General features: G+C 40.9%; 7 protein-coding genes. 5 read left to right on the top strand and 2 right to left on the bottom strand.

What is annotated here, in order from left to right; genetic code table 11:
* From F6K49_RS42390 to F6K49_RS42380, 3 genes are all read left to right on the top strand, one after another.
* A partial coding sequence (locus tag F6K49_RS42390) for a hypothetical protein (protein WP_293107381.1) occupies nt 1-199 on the top strand: 199 nt, incomplete at its 5' end.
* A gap of 165 nt (nt 200-364) precedes the next feature.
* A complete protein-coding gene (locus tag F6K49_RS42385) occupies nt 365-631 on the top strand; it encodes a hypothetical protein (RefSeq protein ID WP_293054202.1) in 267 nt (88 codons plus the stop codon).
* 57 nt (nt 632-688) lie between these two features.
* Nucleotides 689-817, top strand: coding sequence for a hypothetical protein (locus F6K49_RS42380; RefSeq protein ID WP_293107378.1), 129 nt, complete (start codon nt 689-691; stop codon nt 815-817).
* 11 nt (nt 818-828) lie between these two features.
* Here F6K49_RS42380 and F6K49_RS42375 read toward each other — a convergent pair whose 3' ends face one another.
* On the bottom strand, nt 829-1,119 hold the full coding sequence (locus F6K49_RS42375; RefSeq protein ID WP_366510676.1) for a type II toxin-antitoxin system RelE/ParE family toxin: 291 nt from the start codon (nt 1,117-1,119) through the stop codon (nt 829-831).
* Nucleotides 1,100-1,342 (bottom strand): hypothetical protein, encoded by a 243-nt coding sequence (locus tag F6K49_RS42370; protein WP_293107375.1) that lies wholly within the window; start codon nt 1,340-1,342, stop codon nt 1,100-1,102. The genes F6K49_RS42375 and F6K49_RS42370 overlap by 20 nt, the downstream gene beginning before the upstream one ends.
* Nucleotides 1,343-1,678: 336 nt before the next feature.
* Between F6K49_RS42370 and F6K49_RS42365 the strand changes: the two genes are divergently transcribed.
* Together F6K49_RS42365 and F6K49_RS42360 are read left to right on the top strand one after the other, a co-directional pair.
* Nucleotides 1,679-1,924 (top strand): hypothetical protein, encoded by a 246-nt coding sequence (locus tag F6K49_RS42365; RefSeq protein WP_293054193.1) that lies wholly within the window; start codon nt 1,679-1,681, stop codon nt 1,922-1,924.
* A gap of 68 nt (nt 1,925-1,992) precedes the next feature.
* Nucleotides 1,993-2,121 (top strand): hypothetical protein, encoded by a 129-nt coding sequence (locus F6K49_RS42360; RefSeq protein ID WP_293072657.1) that lies wholly within the window; start codon nt 1,993-1,995, stop codon nt 2,119-2,121.
* Nucleotides 2,122-2,275: the final 154 nt, after the last annotated feature.

Below are 2,275 nucleotides of genomic sequence, written 5' to 3'. Positions count from 1 at the left end.
AATGGTGTGGATAATAGCTTCTTTGATGGTAGTTGATTTTTCTCCACCTGCTTATACGTATTCCCCTAGTTTACCACATTTTAGCTTTGCGTGCAGCGTGGTAAGCGTGGTAAGCGTGGTAAATATGATAAAAATAAATATGGTAAGTGTGGTTAACACGCCCAGGGAGAGGGTAGAAGTAATTGCTTTGGTTGGTTAATAAAGTACCAAACTAGATGGCGATGTTCCGTTCGCGCAGCGTCTGGCACTGCCAGTAAGGAACCGCTTCGCGAACGCACTAATTTTTTAGTAATGTTTAACATCGGTAATAAGGAGTAAAACTAAAATACAATAGATAAATAGATCAGATTAAAAGTGATCAGACATGACACCAGAAGAAAGATTAACTCAAGTAGAGAACTTGTTAGAGACAGCAGCACGATACATTAATCGCCATAGTCAGACCATTGAGCAAAATCAAGCAGACATCACTCAATTACGAGTTTCTCTGAATGAGACCTTAAGATTGTTTTCTGAGTTAGCAACCTATCAACGTCAAAGTCAAGAGGAGATTCGTCAAAATCAAAAAGAAATACGACGGATTTGGGAATATTTATTAAATCAAAGCGGTAATGGACGCTCCGGGAATTAAACTTCTAGCGTTGTAACACTGGTTTGGTGCGTTATTAACCGACCAAACTAGAACGCGATGCTCCTTGGCCTTTGGGCCACGCTACGCGAATGGAGCCGCTACGCGAACGCACTAAAACAAGGGAATTACTGGGATTTAAAATTAGCCACAATTTTCTGGATTTTGTCGGATGTAATATCTCCTTGATATGACTTTGATTAAATAGTAACCAAAATAATGTTATTTGAAGTTTTTAGGTAGTAAATAAAGCGGTAACCGCCACTTTTACCCTTTTGAATATTACTATTCCTAACCCTGACCTTGAATACCGTGTAGGGAATGCTTGGGATCTGATCCCCAATAATTTCACCTGACTGTAACTGATCAATAATCGGCTGGACATCAGAGCGGATATTACGATACCGCTTGGCTAGATTGCGTAGGCTTCTCTTGAATTCAGGTGTAACCTTGATTTGGATTTTGGCTGGTTCATTCTGGATCAATCCCATCCCACAGCTGTGAAACAGGAAGTGTATTCCCTGTCATGGCTTCTTGCCATCCCTGACGAAAGCTTTGTTCTGCCGTATCCTGTGTAACACTCTCACGAAACAAACGAACTATCTGCAACAAATTGGGTAAGTATTCTTGGGGAGTTTGCTGTATTTCCTCAATAACTTGTTCGAGTATTTCTGTGGTAGTAGCATTATCAGCTACAAAATTTTTGTCTGTCATTCTCCTACCTTAAAGTTAGCAATACTCTGATTACTATAGCAGTTCTCAATTGGGTTAGGTACTTTCGTTATCGGGAGTAGGGAGTAGGGAGTAGGGAGTAGGGAGTAGGGAGTAGGGAGTAGGGCGAAGAGTGTGGGGCGGGGGGGGCGGAGAGAATTGTTATATTGGTTTAATAGCGCACTAAACTAGAATGCGATGCTCCTTGGCCTTTGGGCCACGCTACGCGAATGGAGCCGCTACGCGAACGCACTAATTTTTTAGTAATGTTTAACATCATAAATAATGATAAAAAATCGAATATAATAGATAAATCTCTCAAATTAAAAGTGATCAGACATGACACCAGAAGAAAGATTAACTCAAGTAGAGAACTTGTTAGAGACAGCAGCACGATACATTAATCGTCACTCTCAGACCATCGAGGAAAATCAAGCAGAAATTACTCAATTACGAGTTTCCCTCAATGAGACCTTAAAATTGTTTTCCGAGTTAGCAACCTATCAACGTCAAAATCAAGAGGAAATACGACGGATTTGGGAATATTTATTAAATCAAAGCAATAATGGACGCTCCGGGAATTAAACCTCTAGCAGTTTCCGACTAGTTTGGTGCGTTATTAACCCACCAAACTATAACGCGATGTTTCGTTCGTGCAGCGTCTGGCACTGCCAGTAAGGAACCGCTTTCCGATGCTCCTTGGCCTTGGCCTATTGGCCACGCTACGCGAATGGGCCACGCTACGCGAATGGAGCCCCTACGCGAACGCACTAATTTTGTAAGCATTCAGCCTACGGCTATCACCATCTGTAGCGCATATGCTTACCTAATTTTTGAGTAATGTTTAATATCATAAATAAGGATAAAAAAAAGAATCTAATAGATAAATCTCTCAAATTCAAAGTGATCAGACATGACACCAGAAGAAAGATTAAC

The organism is Moorena sp. SIO3I6 (genome assembly GCF_010672095.1).
Note: the sequence above shows the minus strand (reverse complement) of the source record. Positions and strands in the feature narration are given on the sequence as shown.